The following is a 13,745-nucleotide window of genomic DNA, read 5'->3' as shown; positions in this document are numbered from 1 at the left end:
TTTCCGCGCGAAGGGGGGGTCAGAGCGTGCCGGGATAGATGCCGCCGTCCAGCACGAGGTTCTGCCCCGTCATGAAACCGGCGCGCGCGCCGCACAGGAAGGCGCAGGCGTCGCCGAACTCGGCGGGGTCGCCATAGCGGCCCGCGGGGATGCCCGCCAGCCGCGCAGCCAGCACGTCGTCCACCGTCTTGCCGCTGTCGCGCGCGCCGCGCTCGGCCGTCTGGCGCAGGCGGTCCGTCAGGAACGGGCCGGGCAGCAGGTTGTTGATCGTGACGCCGTGACGCACGGTCTGGCGCGCCAGGCCCGCGACAAATCCGGTCAGCCCGGCGCGCGCGCCATTGGACAGGCCCAGGATGTCGATCGGCATCTTCACGGCGGCCGACGTGATGTTCACGATGCGGCCGAAGCGGCGCGCGATCATGCCGTCCACCGTGGCGCGGATCAGCGCGATCGGCGTCAGCATGTTGGCGTCCAGCGCCGCAATCCAGTCCTCGCGCGACCATTCTCGGAAGTCGCCCGGCTTGGGCCCGCCCGCGTTGGTGACCAGGATGTCGGGCTCGGGGCATGCCGCAAGCAGCGCCTGTCTTCCGGCCTCGGTGGTGACGTCGGCGGCCACCGTGACGACCGAGGCGCCCGTTTCGCGGCGGATGGCGTCAGCCGCGGCGTCCAGCGTGGCCGCGGTGCGCGCGGCCATCACCAGATTCACGCCTTCGCGCGCCAGCGATAGCGCGCAGGCGTAGCCCAGACCCTTGCTCGATGCGCACACCAGCGCGTGCTTTCCCTTGATGCCCAGATCCATGCGTGCGCTCCTTTTCAGCCTTGCACGGGTTGGCGGCCGGTGGCGGCCAGGGACAATCCGACGCGCGCGACCGTGGCTTCCAGTTCGGCCGCGGTCACCGGATCGATGCGCATCCCCGGTGCGCGCAACGCATGACTCTTGATGGCGCCGCGGCGCTGGTACACGTATTTGCGCAGCGCCAGTCCGATCTTGGGCTGGAACTCGTAGCGGATCAGCGGGCAGTAGCGGTCGAAGATCGCGGCGGCGCCGGCGTGGTCGCCGCTGGCGTAGCGTTCGTAGATGGCGACGAGGATCTCCGGAAACGCAAAGCCGGTCATGGTGCCGACCGCGCCGCGCTGCAATTCCTCCAGGAAGTACACGCCGCCCAATCCGCCGAAGATCGCCATCTCCGCGTCGGGCACCAGTTCGCGGATGCGGCTGATCTTCTGGCCCACCGGCGGCTCTTCCATCTTGATCATGTGCACGCCGCCTTCGCGGCCCAGGCGCGCCACCACCTCGGGCCGGATCTCGGTGCCGAAGGAATCCGGAAAGTCGTGGATCACGACCGGGATCTTCACGGCGTCCGCCACCGCCTTGTAATAGTCGAACAGCAGCGCATCGCTGGCGTTGTCCAGGGGGGCGGCGAACACGGCCGAGGCGCCCAGTTCCTGAGCTTCGCGGGCCTGCTCGATGGCGCCGGCAATGCCGTGGGCGCGCACGCCGACCCACACCGGCACGCGGCCATTCGTGTGCTTGACGAAGGTTTCCAGGACCAGCCTGCGCTCGGCGTTCGACAGCTTGTGAAGCTCGCCGAGAAACCCGAGGATGGCCAGGCCGGTGACGCCGGTTTCCAGCAGGAAGTCGACCAGCGTCCGGATGCTGTCGGCATCGACGCGCAGGGCATCGTCAAAGGGCGTGGGGCAAATGGTGAAGACGCCTTTGGCGTCGATGGAGGCTGCCATCTTTTCTCCGTCAGGATGCGTGAAAACCGAAATCGGGAACGACGTTTCGATGTCATCCTAAAGCGGAACTTTTAGAACTCCACTTGCTTTTTTATTGCCTTGGTATAACAGCCGGTTAAGTCAAGGTTTACCCTTGGCAGGGTTTGCCTGGACCTGCGCCGACAGCTCGAAACCCTGCTCCTGCAGCGTGTGGCGCAGCACGTCCACGAAGGCTTGCGCAAGCTGCGACAGGGGCTCGAATCGTGACTGCACCAGGCTCGCCGTGAGGATCTTGGCCTGGTCGATCGGACGCACCACGAAGTCGCCTTGCGTGCGGCTCTTGACCGAAAATTCATCGACGATCGCGATGCCCGCGCCAGCCTGCACCAGCGAGCACGCGTTCTGCGGCGAGCTCACTTCGACAGCAAGCCGGCGGGTCTGGCCGGCCTCGTGGTACATCTGCTCGACCAGCATCCCGAACGGCGTGTCGCCGCCGTAGGAAATCAGCGGGTAGGGCAGCAGGTCGCCGATCGACAGCAGCGAGCGATGGGCAAGCGGATGGTTGTAGGGGCAGATGCAGACGAGCCTGGCCTGCCCGATCGGCTGGGTCAGCAGGTTGGGGTGCTGGACCGGCAGGATCACGACGCCCAGTTCGGCGCGGTTGTCCAGCAGCATCTGCGTGAGGGGCTGCTGCGTAAGCGGCTGGAAGGTGATCTTGACGTCCGGATGCGTTTCGCGAAAGCGCGAGATCGTCAGCGGCACGAGCATGTGGCCGATGCTGGGGCTGGACACCAGGTGCAGGATGCCGCTGCGCCGCTCCGACAGTTCCGAGGCCAGCTCGCCCACGCGGCGCACGCCCGCATAGACGGTTTCCACTTCGCGAAAGAGTTGCCGGGATTCGGGCGTGGGATAGAGCCTGCCCTTGATGCGTTCGAACAGCGCGAAGCCCAGGCGCTGTTCCGTGTGCGACAGCAGCCGGCTGACCGCAGGCTGCGAGACGAACAGCAGCTTGGCCGCCCCGCTGATCGAGCCCGTGGTCATCACCGCCCGGAAGACTTCGATTTGCCGCAGATTCAGTTGCATGGCGCGCCCGCTCCGAATTGACGCGACGAGCATAACAAAGGGTTAAGGGCAGCGCACAAATTGACAATACATGCTCAGGCCGTGCGCGGCTAGACTGGCGCCGTACCTTGCCCCGGACCGCGCCCGCGCGTCGCCAACACCAGGACGGACGAATGGAACAGACCCTGTTTGTGATCAATCCCAACTCCACGCAGGCCGTGACGGACGCGTTCGACGCGGCGCTGGAACCGCTGCGCATGGCCGGTGGTCCGCGCATCCGGTGCCTGACGCTGGCCGAGGGCCCCGCAGGCGTGCAGACCCAGCTGGACGTCGAAAGCGTGACCCTGCCGCTGGCCGCCCTGGTGCGCAAGCTGGACGCCGACCACGGCGCCGCCGCCGCCGGCTACGTCATAGCCTGCTTCAGCGATCCGGGCTTGCATGCCGTGCGAGAAGCCACCCGCAAGCCGGTGTTGGGCATCAGCGAATGCGGCATGCTGACCGCCCTGACGCTGGGCCAGCGCGTTGGCGTGATCGCGATCCTGCGCCAGTCGCTGCCGCGTCACGGGCGGATGTTCGGCGCAATCGGCCTGGCCGGCCGCGTGGCGGCCGAGCTGCCGCTGGATCTGGGCGTGGTGGAACTGTCCGACGAAGCCCGCACGCGCGAGCGCCTGCTGCATGTCGGCGCGCGGCTGCGCGACGAACATCAGGCCGACGTGCTGGTGCTGGGCTGCGCGGGCATGGCCGCCTATCGGGGCTGGTTGCAGGCCGAGCTGGGCCTGCCCGTGGTCGAGCCGACCCAGGCTGCCGCGGCGATGGCGATCGGCCGCATCCGCCTGAACTGGCACGGCGCCTGAGGCCACCATGCGCAACCATGAACTGATCGAGCGGCTGTCGCATCTGGTGGGCGATGGCGGACTGGTGCTGGATGCCGACGGCCAGGCGCCCTACGTGCGCGACTGGCTGGGCAAGTGGCAGGGCAGCACGCCCGTGGTGGTGCGGCCGCGCAACGCCACGGAGGTGTCCGCGGTCATGCGGCTGTGTCACCAGACCCGCACGCCGGTGGTGCCGCAGGGCGGCAATACCGGGATGAGCGGCGGCGCCACGCCGGATGGCAGCGGCGCGCAAGTGATCCTGAGCCTGAACCGGATGAAGCGCATCCGCGAGGTGGACCCGGTCAACAACACCTTGTGCGCCGACGCCGGCGTGCTGCTGGCCGACGTGCAGGCGGCCGCTCGCGAGGCGGGCCGCTTCTTTCCGCTTAGCCTGGGCGCGGAGGGCAGCTGCACCATCGGCGGCAATCTGGCCACCAATGCCGGCGGCACCGCGGTGCTGCGCTATGGCAACACGCGCGACCTGGCGCTGGGACTGGAGGTGGTGCTGCCGGACGGCCGGGTCTGGAACGGCCTGCGCGGGCTGCGCAAGGACAACACCGGCTACGACCTGAAAAGCCTGTTCATCGGCTCGGAGGGCACGCTGGGCATCATCACCGGCGCGGTGCTCAAGCTGTATCCCGCGCCGGCGGGCCGCGTGGCGGCCTGGGTGGGGGCCGAGACGCCCGCCCAGGTCGTGGGGTTGCTGAGCCGCCTGCAGAGCGTCTGCGGCGAACGGCTGACCGCGTTCGAGATGATGTCGGCGCGCTGCCTGGATCTGGTGGTGGCGCACGTCAGCGGCGCGGCCAGCCCGCTCGCCGGCCGTCACGCGTATTACGCCTTGGTGGAACTGTCCGACACGGAACCGGCCGGCCTGCCGGCTTTGCTGGAAGCCGCGTTGGGGGCGGCGCTGGAGGCCGGCGTCATCCAGGATTGCGTCGTCGCCATGAACGACACGCAGGTGCAGACCCTGTGGCGCCTGCGCGAGGGCATCTCGCAGGCGCAGGTGCGTGCGGGCAAGGCGGTCAAGCACGACATCGCGCTGCCGATCTCGCGCCTGGCGGCGTTTGTGGAGGAAGCGGATCTGGCGCTGGTCTCGGATTTTCCGGGGCTGCCCATCATCAACTTCGGCCACATCGGCGATGGCAACCTGCATTACAACGTGCTGCTGCCGCTGGACGTGGCGCCGGCCGAGTATGCCCGGCTGACCGCCGCGCTGAACCGGCGCGTGCATGACCTGGTGGCGCAGCGCGGGGGCAGCATCAGCGCCGAGCATGGCGTGGGCCAGTTGCGGCGCGACGAGCTGCGCCGCTACAAATCCCCGGTCGAAATGGACCTGATGCTGATGATCAAGCGGGCGCTCGATCCCAACCAGCTCATGAACCCGGGCAAGCTGCTGTAGGACAGCCGAGGCGGGCCGGGCAGGGGGCGCGCGCGCGAAGTCCGCCAGAAATTTATAATGGCGGGCTAATCGGATAAATCCTACATGCCTGAATCCTCCAGCCCGCGGGCGGCGAAGCAACCGGCGCCGCGCGCCAGCGACGCGGAAAAGCCCGGGGAACAATCCCGGAAAGACACCCGGGAACCCGCCCGGGCCCGGCCCGAAGGCCGCTTGGCCGCACCTCGTCCCGAACGGCCCATTCCGGCCGTCACCTATCCCGAAGACCTGCCCGTCAGCGCGCGGCGGCAGGAGATCGCGCGCGCCATCGCCGGTCATCAGGTCGTCATCGTCAGCGGCGAGACCGGCTCGGGCAAGACCACCCAGCTGCCCAAGATCTGCCTGGAACTGGGCCGCGGCCGCCAGAAGATGATCGGCCACACGCAGCCGCGCCGCCTGGCGGCGACGTCGGTGGCCAAGCGCATCGCCGAAGAACTGAACACGCCCATGGGCGAAGTTGTCGGCTACCAGGTTCGGTTCAACGACCGCACCGGTCCCAACGCGTCCATCAAGCTGATGACGGACGGCATCCTGCTGGCCGAATCGCAGCGCGATCCGCTCCTGCGCCGCTACGACACGATCATCATCGACGAGGCGCACGAGCGCAGCCTGAACATCGATTTTCTGCTGGGCTACCTGAAGCAGCTTTTGCCGCGGCGCCCGGACCTCAAGCTCATCATCACCTCGGCCACCATCGATGCCGAGCGCTTTGCCAAGCACTTTGCCGCCTCGGAAGACAAGCCCGCGCCGGTCATCGAAGTCTCCGGCCGCCTGTATCCCGTCGAAGTGCGCTACCGGCCCGTGCGCGAAGAGCCCGCCGCCGCCGCCGACGACGCGCCCGCGCCCAACAAGGCCGGCCGCGATCGCGAGCGCATGTCGGGCGACGAAGAGCGCGACCTGATCGACGCCATCGTCGATGCCGTCGACGAATGCGCGCGGCATGGCCCTGGCGACGTGCTGGTGTTCCTGCCCGGCGAACGCGAAATCCGCGAATCGGCCGAAGCGCTGCGCAAGCGCCATCCTGCTGGCACGGAAGTCCTGCCGCTCTTTGCGCGGCTGTCGCAGGCCGAGCAGGAACAGATCTTCCGCCCGCGCGGCAACGCGCGGCGCATCGTGCTGGCCACCAACGTGGCCGAAACCTCGCTGACCGTGCCCGGCATCCGTTTCGTGGTCGACAGCGGGCTTGCCCGCATCAAGCGCTATTCGTGGCGCAACAAGGTCGAGCAGCTGCGCATCGAGCCCATCAGCCGCGCCTCCGCCAACCAGCGCGCCGGCCGATGCGGCCGGGTGGGGCCGGGCGTCTGCATCCGGCTCTACGACGAGCTGGACTTCAACAACCGGGCCGCCTTCACCGATCCCGAAGTGCTGCGTTCGTCGCTGGCCTCGGTGATCCTGCGGATGAAGTCGCTCAAGCTTGACGACATCGAGCAGTTTCCGTTCGTCGAGGCGCCGCCGGGACGGGCGGTGGCCGACGGCTACCACCTGTTGCAGGAACTGGGCGCCATCGAGCTGGCGTTGGCGTCCGACCCCGACACGGATGCGGGCCGCACGGGCGCCTCGTTCGTCCTGACCCGCACCGGCGTCGAGCTGGCCAAGCTGCCGGTCGACCCGCGCATCGGCCGGATGATCCTGGCCGCGCGCGAACACCAGTGCCTGGCCGAAATGCTGATCATCGCCTCGGCGCTGTCCGTGCAGGATCCGCGCGACCGCCCCATGCAGGAGCGCGAGGCCGCCGAGGCCGCGCACGCCAAGTTCGGCGACGACAAGTCCGAGTTCGTCTCGTTCCTGAAGCTGTGGCGCTGGTATGGCGAGCAGGTGCAGCACAAGGCCTCGCAGCGCAAGCTGGTGAGCCTCTTGCGTCAGAACTTCCTGTCGCCGATCCGCCTGCGCGAATGGCACGACGTGCACACGCAGCTTGCGGCGCTGGTGGGCGAGCAGGGCTGGCGCGTCAACCAGTCCGAAGCCACGTATGAACAGCTGCACATGGCGCTCCTGTCCGGCCTGCTGGGCAACATCGGGTTCAAGAGCGATGAGGGCGGCAGCTACCTGGGCGCGCGCGATATCCGCTTCCACATCCATCCGGGTTCGCGCCTGGCCAAGAAGGCCGGCCGCTGGATCATGGCGGCCGAACTGGTCGAGACCACCCGCCTGTATGCGCGCTGCGTGGCGCGCATCGACCCGGTATGGCTGGAGAAGGTCGGCGCGCACCTGATCCGCAAGAACTGGTCCGACCCGCGCTGGGAAAAGAAGGCCGGGCAGGTGGTGGCCAACGAGCGCGCCACGCTGTATGGCCTGGCCATTTACACCGGCCGGCGCATTCACTACGGCCGCGTGAACCCCACGCATGCGCGCGAACTCTTCATCCGCCAGGCGCTGGTGCCGGGCGAAATCGACACGCGCCTGCCGTTCGTCGCGCACAACCGCAAGCTCATCGCGGGCATCGAAAAGCTGGAACACCAGACTCGCCGGCCGGACATCCTGGTCGACGACGAACTCATCTACGCGTTTTACGACCGGCAACTGCCCGCCGACATTTCGCAGACCGCGTCGCTGGAAAAGTGGGTAAGCGGCCTGGACAAGGCGGCCGCCGCCAAGCTGATGCTGACGCGCGACGAGCTGATGCGCCACGAGGCCGCCGGCGTCACGACCGATGTCTTCCCCAAGAAGGTGGAGTGGCAGGGCGTGTCGATGGCGCTGGACTACCACTTCGAACCCGGCTCGCCGCGAGACGGCGTCACGCTGTCGGTGCCGCTTTTCGCGCTGAACCAGATCGATCCCGCGCGCTGCGAGTGGCTGGTGCCCGGGATGCTGAAGGAAAAGGTGCACCTGCTGCTCAAGTCGTTGCCGCAGAAGCTGCGCCGCCATTGCGTGCCGCTGCCCGACTACGCCGCCGGCTTCTACGACCGCTGGTTCGACCGCCAGGCCGATCCGCAGCAGGGGCTGGTGGACGCGATCATCGCCGACATGTGGGATCAGGTGCAGGTGCGTCCGGCCGTGGGCGACTTCAAGCTCGAGACCTTGCCCGCGCATCTGTTCATGAACTTCCGCGTCGTGGACGAGCACGGCCGCATGCTGGCCGCCGGACGCAACCTGGCGCAACTGCGGGCCGAGTTCGGCAAGCAGGCCCAGGCCACCTTCCAGCAGCTGGCGGCCAGCGACACTCAGGTCGCGCAGGCGCTGGCGCACGAAAACCTGACTTCCTGGTCGTTCGGCCCCTTGCCCGAGATCATGGAGATCAAGCGCCGGGGCCAGTCCGTCATCGGCTATCCGGCGCTGGTGGACCGCGGCGCGCATTGCGACCTGGATGTCTTCGACGATCCGGACGAGGCGCGCAAGCACCATCGCGCGGGTCTGCTCAAGCTCTTCCGGCTGGGCCTGCGCGAACAGGTCAAGTTCCTGGAAAAGAACCTGACCGATCTCACCAAGATCAGCATGCTGTACATGACGCTGGGCACGCAGGAAGAACTGCGCGACCAGATCATCGACTGCGCGCTGGGGCAGGCCTGCCTGGCCGAACCGTGGCCGGTGAACGAACAGCAATTTGAAGCGCGCCGCGCCGAGGGCAAGGGCCGGCTGGGCCTCTTGGCCCAGGAAGTCGCGCGGCTGGCGGGTGCGGTCCTGACGGAATACGCGGCGCTGCAGCGCAAGCTGCCGCAAGCCAAGCCGCATGCGGCGGCCTACGCAGACCTGCAGCAGCAGCTTGGCGCGCTGATGCCCAAATGGTTCATCCGCGACACCCCGTACGCGCAGTTGTCGCACTTTCCGCGATACCTGAAGGCGGCGGTGGCGCGCATCGACAAGCTGCGCGCCGATCCGGCGCGGGATGCAAAGCTGGTGGCGGAAATGGCGCCGCTGGTCACGCAGTACCAGCGGGCGCGGGCGGCGCTCAAGGGCGCGCCCGATCCCCGGCTGGACGAGTTCCGCTGGCTGCTCGAGGAATTGCGCGTGGCGCTTTTTGCGCAAGAGCTGCGCACGCCGATGCCCGTGTCGGTGAAACGCCTGATGAAAAGCTGGGAGTCCCTGCAGCGCTAGGCTGGGTGTCTGACACCCTGGAGCCGGCGCCCCGCCTGCCAGGGGCCCGTCCGGGTGTCAGACACCGGTGCACGTGCGTTGTTACAGCGCCAGAAACCCGACGACCACCAAAGCGATCAGCCCGTACTTCGTGGCTTTGTACGCCGTGCGGTTCCACTTCTTGAACGCCTTGCGCTTCTGGTCGATCACCCAGTGCGCGTGGGTCAGCTTGTTGATGGCGCCGGTCTGGTCGCCGCCGTCGTTGGGCGAGCTGGCCGCGGACATGACCTTGCGGCCGAACCAGCGGTTGAAGGCCTCGGCCCAGCGCCACTTCAGCGGGCGTTCGACGTCGCAGAACAGGATGATCCGGTTCTGGTCCGTCTTGTTGTAGGCCTCGTGCACGTAGGTTTCGTCGAACACCACGCTTTCGCCATCGCGCCAGCTGTAGTGTTCGCCGTCCACGATGATGTGGCAGCCATCGTCGTTGGGCGTGGCCAGGCCCAGGTGATAGCGCAGCGACCCGGCGAACGGGTCGCGGTGCGGATTCAGTTGGCCGCCCGGGGGCAGTTCGGCAAACATGGCGGCCTTGACCTTGGGCAGGCCTTTCAGGATGGCGACAGTTTTGGGGCAAAGTTCTTCGGCCGACGGGTGGCGGGCGTCGTACCACTTCAGGTAGAAGCGCTTCCAGCCGTACTTGAAGAATGAGTTAAAGCCGATGTCGTTATGGGTGTCGGCCGCCTTGATCCGGCGAAGCTCGGCCATCTGCATGGCTTCCTCGCGGATCGTTTCCCAGTTGTCGTCCAGCACCTTCAGTTCGGCGATTTCGCTGGTGGTCAGGTAGGGGGTGGTGGGCACCCGCGACGTCAGGACCATGAACGCGTTGATCGGCGCCAGCAGCACCGAGTGGTCCAGCAACTGCCGGCCCAGCGGCAGCTTGACGCGGCCGCGGAAGTGCGCGAACAGGATGGCGGCAAGCCAGATCCCGGGTATTAACCATTTCATAGGTAGATCTCGTCGTGCAACGGGGTGGTGCGGTATGGGCGGTATTGTCCCACAAGCGGGCGACGCCAATCAGCCAGCAGGGCGCGCGGCCTGCCGGATTCTGATTCAAAGGATTGCCCTCTGGAGGTCGGCCGCTGGGTACAATTCCGCCATGTCCGAAGCCGTAACGACCCCGACCCCATTTGTTCACCTGCGCGTCCACTCCGAGTTTTCGGTCGTCGACGGCACGGTGCGTATTCCCGACCTCATCAAGCGTGTGGCCAAGCTGGGCCAGCCCGCCGTCGCCCTGACCGATCTGTCGAACCTGTTCGGACTGATCAAGTTCTACAAGGGCGCGCGCGGCGCGGGGGTCAAGCCCATTGCCGGCTGCGATGTCTGGATCTCCAACGACGAAGATCCCGCCAAGCCATTTCGCCTGCTGTTGCTGGTGCGCAACCACCAGGGCTACCTGAATCTCTGCGAACTGCTGTCCAAGGCCTTCCTGACGAACCAGGGCAAGGGCCGCGCGGAAATCCGCCGCGAATGGCTGCAAGGGCAGGCCGGTCTCATCGCCTTGTCCGGCGGACGGGCCGGCGACGTCGGGCAGGCGCTGGAGGCCGGCAATGCCGTCTCGGCGCTGGCCTTGGCCCGCCAGTGGGCGCTGATGTTCCCCGGCAGCTACTACATCGAATTGCAGCGCGCCGGCATGGACGGCGACGAAGGCTACTGCCAGGCCGCCATGCGGCTGGCCGCCGAAGCCGGCCTGCCGGTGGTCGCCACCCATCCCGTGCAGTTCCTGGATGAATTCGAATTCCAGGCCCATGAGGCCCGTGTCTGCATCGCCGAAGGCGAGATCCTGGCCAACCCGCGCCGCGTGCGCCGGTTCTCCAAAGAGCAGTACCTGCTCAGCTCCGAGGAAATGGCGCGCCGGTTCGCCGACGTGCCGTCGGCGCTGGCCAATACGGTCGAAATCGCCAAGCGCTGCAACCTGAGCCTGGTGCTGGGCAAGCCGCGCCTGCCCAATTTCCCCACGCCGGACGGCGTGACGCTCGACGATTACCTGGTCCAGCTCTCCGAGCAGGGCCTGGAAAAGCGCATGGAGTTCCTGTTCCCGGACGAAGCCGAGCGCGAGTCCAAGCGCGAGCAGTATTACGAGCGGCTGCGCTGGGAGTGCAAGACCATCATCCAGATGGGCTTTCCCGGCTACTTCCTGATCGTGCAGGACTTCATCAACTGGGGTAAGAACAACGGCGTGCCGGTTGGACCGGGCCGGGGCTCGGGCGCCGGTTCGCTGGTGGCCTACGCGCTGGGCATCACCGACCTCGATCCCATCCGCTATGACCTGCTGTTCGAGCGCTTCCTGAATCCCGAGCGGGTCTCCATGCCCGACTTCGATATCGACTTCTGCCAGGACAACCGCGAACGGGTTATCGACTACGTCAAGGAAAAATACGGCCGCGCCGCCGTCAGCCAGATCGCGACCTTCGGCACGCTGGGCGCAAAGGCCGTGGTGCGCGACGCGGGCCGCGTGCTGGACATGCCCTACATGTTCTGCGATGGCCTGTCCAAGCTGATCCCGTTCAACCCGATGGATCCCTGGACGCTGGAGCGCACGCTCAAGGACGAGCCCGCCTTCAAGGACCGCTACGAGCAGGAAGAAGAAGTCCGCTCGCTGGTCGACCTGGCCAAGCCGCTCGAAGGCCTGACCCGCAACATCGGCATGCACGCGGGCGGGGTGCTGATTGCGCCCGGCAAGCTCACCGACTTCTGCCCGCTGTACTGCCAGCCGGGGCAGGAGAACAGCGCGGTCTCGCAGTTCGACAAGGACGACGTGGAGGCCGCGGGCCTGGTGAAGTTCGACTTCCTGGGGCTGCGCAACCTGACGATTCTGGACTGGGCCGTGCGCTACGTGCGCCAGTTCAACGCCGAAAAGCGCGACTTCGACGTCATGGCGCTGGCCCTGGACGATCCGGCGGCCTACAAGATCCTGTGCGACGCCAACACCACCGCGGTGTTCCAGCTTGAATCGCGCGGCATGAAAGAGCTGCTCAAGAAGCTGCGGCCCAATACGTTCGAAGACATCATCGCCATGCTGGCCCTGTATCGTCCAGGGCCGCTGGAATCGGGCATGGTGGACGACTTCGTGAACCGCAAGCACGGGCGCGCGGCCGTCGATTATTTCCACCCGGACCTGGAAGCCACCCTGAAGAGCACCTACGGGGTCATCGTCTACCAGGAACAGGTGATGCTGATCTCGCAGATCATCGGGGGCTACTCGCTGGGCGGCGCCGACCTGCTGCGCCGGGCCATGGGCAAGAAAAAGCCCGAGGAAATGGCCAAGCACCGCGAGCTCTTCGAACAGGGCGCCAAGGAAAAGGGCCACGATCCCGACCTGGCGGTCAAGCTGTTCGACCTGATGGAGAAGTTCGCCGGCTACGGCTTCAACAAGTCGCACTCGGCCGCGTACGCGCTGATCTCCTACCAAACCGCCTGGCTGAAGGCCTACCACCCGACCGAGTTCCTGGCCGCCACCATGTCCTCCGACATGGACGACACCGACAAGGTCCAGATCTTCTGCCGCGACGCCCAGGACAACGGCGTCGAGGTGCTGCCGCCCGACGTCAACCACTCGGGCTACCGGTTCGAGCCCGTCGCCGACAAGCACACCGAAAAAGGCAAGCCGCCGCGCACGATGCGTTACGGCCTGGGCGCCGTCAAGGGCACGGGGCAGGGCGCGGTCGAAGACATCCTGCGCGCGCGCAAGGAAGGCGGCCCGTTCCTGAACCTGTTCGACTTCTGCCGCCGCGTCAGCAAGCAGGCCGTCAACCGCCGCACCATCGAAGCGCTGATCAAGGCGGGCGCGTTCGACACCATCGAGCCCAACCGCGCCGCCATGCTGGCTTCGGTGCCCACCGCCATGGAAGCGGCCGAGCAGGCCGCGCGCAGCGCCAACCAGGCCTCGCTTTTTGGCGACGACAGCGGCGACGTGGTCGCTGGCGAACTGGCCAAGGTCGCGCCCTGGGATCTGCACAAGAAGCTGACCGAAGAAAAGTCCGCGCTGGGCTATTACTACAGCGGCCACCTGTTCGATGCGTGGCGCGACGAAGTGCGCCGCATCGTGCCGATGCAGCTTGCGCGTGTGGAGCCCCAGCGCGACCTGCAATGGATGTGCGGCGTGCTGGCCAGCGTGCGCGTCATGATGACCCGCCGCGGCAAGATGGTGTTTGCCGTGCTGGACGACGGCACGGCGCAGGTCGAGATCTCGGTCTTCAACGAACTTTACGAGAAGCACCGCAACCGGCTGCGCGAAGACCAGCTCGTCATCGTGCAGGGCAAGGTCAGCAACGACGACTACTCCGGCGGCATGCGCATCGTCGCCGAACAGCTATATGACCTGCAGCTGGCGCGCGAGGCGCGCGCCAAGTCCCTGCGCGTCAAGCTCAACGGCACTGCCGACGCGGCCCGCCTGCGTCAGATGCTCAATCCCTTCCGCGCCGAACCCGAGAATGGCATTCCGGGGGTGCCGGTCGATATCGTCTACACAAAGAACAATTTCCTGTGCACGGTCCGGCTCGGGGAGGAATGGCGCGTGCGCATGGCCGACACGCTGCTGGCCAACCTGAACGACTGGACCAAGCCTGATGGCGTGGAGGTCACCTACTAAT

The 13,745-nt window shown here is 66.9% G+C and carries 8 protein-coding genes; 4 read left to right on the top strand and 4 right to left on the bottom strand.

What is annotated here, in order from left to right; all coding sequences use genetic code 11:
* Positions 1–19: 19 nt before the first annotated feature.
* From KVT32_RS16535 to KVT32_RS16525, 3 genes are all read right to left on the bottom strand, one after another.
* Entirely contained in the window at positions 20–799 is a 780-nt protein-coding gene (locus KVT32_RS16535; protein WP_056320173.1) for an SDR family oxidoreductase, read from the bottom strand.
* A 14-nt stretch (positions 800–813) separates the two neighbouring features.
* The gene (locus tag KVT32_RS16530; protein ID WP_152383878.1) at positions 814–1,740 is read right to left on the bottom strand and encodes a dihydrodipicolinate synthase family protein; all 927 of its coding nucleotides are present in this window, start codon (positions 1,738–1,740) and stop codon (positions 814–816) included.
* A 120-nt stretch (positions 1,741–1,860) separates the two neighbouring features.
* Positions 1,861–2,802: a LysR substrate-binding domain-containing protein gene (locus KVT32_RS16525; protein WP_056320178.1), complete on the bottom strand. Its 942-nt coding sequence runs from the start codon at positions 2,800–2,802 to the stop codon at positions 1,861–1,863.
* A gap of 152 nt (positions 2,803–2,954) precedes the next feature.
* On the opposite strand from KVT32_RS16525, the gene KVT32_RS16520 reads away from it, so the two are divergent.
* From KVT32_RS16520 to hrpA, 3 genes are all read left to right on the top strand, one after another.
* A complete protein-coding gene (locus KVT32_RS16520; protein ID WP_056320180.1) occupies positions 2,955–3,635 on the top strand; it encodes an aspartate/glutamate racemase family protein in 681 nt (226 codons plus the stop codon).
* Positions 3,636–3,642: 7 nt separating this feature from the next.
* A complete protein-coding gene (locus tag KVT32_RS16515) occupies positions 3,643–5,052 on the top strand; it encodes an FAD-binding oxidoreductase (RefSeq protein WP_142049791.1) in 1,410 nt (469 codons plus the stop codon).
* Positions 5,053–5,136: 84 nt separating this feature from the next.
* Entirely contained in the window at positions 5,137–9,120 is a 3,984-nt protein-coding gene (gene hrpA / locus KVT32_RS16510) for an ATP-dependent RNA helicase HrpA (protein ID WP_227741194.1), read from the top strand.
* An 81-nt stretch (positions 9,121–9,201) separates the two neighbouring features.
* Here the strand turns inward: hrpA and lpxO are convergent, their stop codons facing one another.
* Entirely contained in the window at positions 9,202–10,101 is a 900-nt protein-coding gene (gene lpxO / locus KVT32_RS16505; protein WP_056320184.1) for a lipid A hydroxylase LpxO, read from the bottom strand.
* A 151-nt stretch (positions 10,102–10,252) separates the two neighbouring features.
* Between lpxO and dnaE the strand changes: the two genes are divergently transcribed.
* Positions 10,253–13,744 (top strand): DNA polymerase III subunit alpha, encoded by a 3,492-nt coding sequence (gene dnaE, locus KVT32_RS16500; protein ID WP_152383880.1) that lies wholly within the window; start codon positions 10,253–10,255, stop codon positions 13,742–13,744.
* Position 13,745: the final 1 nt, after the last annotated feature.

Origin of the sequence: Achromobacter sp. GbtcB20 (assembly GCF_019091095.1) — a bacterium.
Lineage (GTDB): Bacteria > Pseudomonadota > Gammaproteobacteria > Burkholderiales > Burkholderiaceae_B > Achromobacter > Achromobacter mucicolens.
The sequence above is the reverse complement of the archived record's forward strand: the minus strand, read 5'-3'. Positions and strand labels throughout refer to the sequence as shown.

Excerpts from the sequence above, each read along its gene's own strand:
- KVT32_RS16515 (WP_142049791.1), top strand. The coding sequence starts at position 3,643 with ATGCGCAACCATGAACTGATCGAGCGGCTGTCGCATCTGGTGGGCGAT.
- hrpA (WP_227741194.1), top strand. The coding sequence starts at position 5,137 with ATGCCTGAATCCTCCAGCCCGCGGGCGGCGAAGCAACCGGCGCCGCGC.
- dnaE (WP_152383880.1), top strand. The coding sequence starts at position 10,253 with ATGTCCGAAGCCGTAACGACCCCGACCCCATTTGTTCACCTGCGCGTC.
- KVT32_RS16525 (WP_056320178.1), bottom strand. The coding sequence starts at position 2,802 with ATGCAACTGAATCTGCGGCAAATCGAAGTCTTCCGGGCGGTGATGACC.
- KVT32_RS16530 (WP_152383878.1), bottom strand. The coding sequence starts at position 1,740 with ATGGCAGCCTCCATCGACGCCAAAGGCGTCTTCACCATTTGCCCCACG.
- KVT32_RS16520 (WP_056320180.1), top strand. The coding sequence starts at position 2,955 with ATGGAACAGACCCTGTTTGTGATCAATCCCAACTCCACGCAGGCCGTG.
- KVT32_RS16535 (WP_056320173.1), bottom strand. The coding sequence starts at position 799 with ATGGATCTGGGCATCAAGGGAAAGCACGCGCTGGTGTGCGCATCGAGC.
- lpxO (WP_056320184.1), bottom strand. The coding sequence starts at position 10,101 with ATGAAATGGTTAATACCCGGGATCTGGCTTGCCGCCATCCTGTTCGCG.